Origin of the sequence: Sphingobium abikonense NBRC 16140 (assembly GCF_001598335.1) — a bacterium.
Classification (GTDB): domain Bacteria; phylum Pseudomonadota; class Alphaproteobacteria; order Sphingomonadales; family Sphingomonadaceae; genus Sphingobium; species Sphingobium abikonense.
Genome location: NZ_BCYT01000050.1, coordinates 1 through 507 on the forward strand (window position 1 = coordinate 1; position 507 = coordinate 507).

Here is a 507-nt window from a genome sequence, read left to right on the forward strand (position 1 = left end):
AGAGATACTGATGGTCAGCCTGTCGTCAGCGCTCCAACGAACCCGAAGGGTTCGCAAGCCTGTCCTGAGCGACTGACTTATCAGTCAGTCGAAGGGCGCGAACGCGCGCCGCGGCTTATGCCGCGAGAAGCCAAGAAACGCGGATGCGTTTCGGCGGCGCTTGAGCACCCATCAAAAACCCATTCGCCATAGGCCCCTCGCTTGCGCTCGGGAGTTTTGCGGGAAGCCGTCCCCCGGACGGCTTCTTTATCCGCAAAACTGGTGGAGCCTATCGGGATCGAACCGATGACCTGATGCTTGCAAAGCAACCGCTCTCCCAGCTGAGCTAAGGCCCCTTGAAGCCCCGCGAGAATGGTGGGCTTGGGTGGACTCGAACCACCGGCCTCACCCTTATCAGGGGTGTGCTCTAACCAACTGAGCTACAAGCCCACTCTCGTGCGCGGCCAAATGCCGCAGACGGCGTAAGCCAGCTCAAGGCTCAACAGCATCAAGCTGTTGATCTCTAGT

The 507-nt window shown here is 59.6% G+C and carries 2 tRNA genes; both read right to left on the minus strand.

The features are described 5' to 3' along the window. Positions 1-259: 259 nt before the first annotated feature. A tRNA-Ala gene (locus SAB01S_RS17955) sits at positions 260-335 on the minus strand. 17 nt (positions 336-352) lie between these two features. Next, a tRNA-Ile gene (locus SAB01S_RS17960) sits at positions 353-429 on the minus strand. Between the last annotated feature and the right edge of the window lie 78 nt (positions 430-507).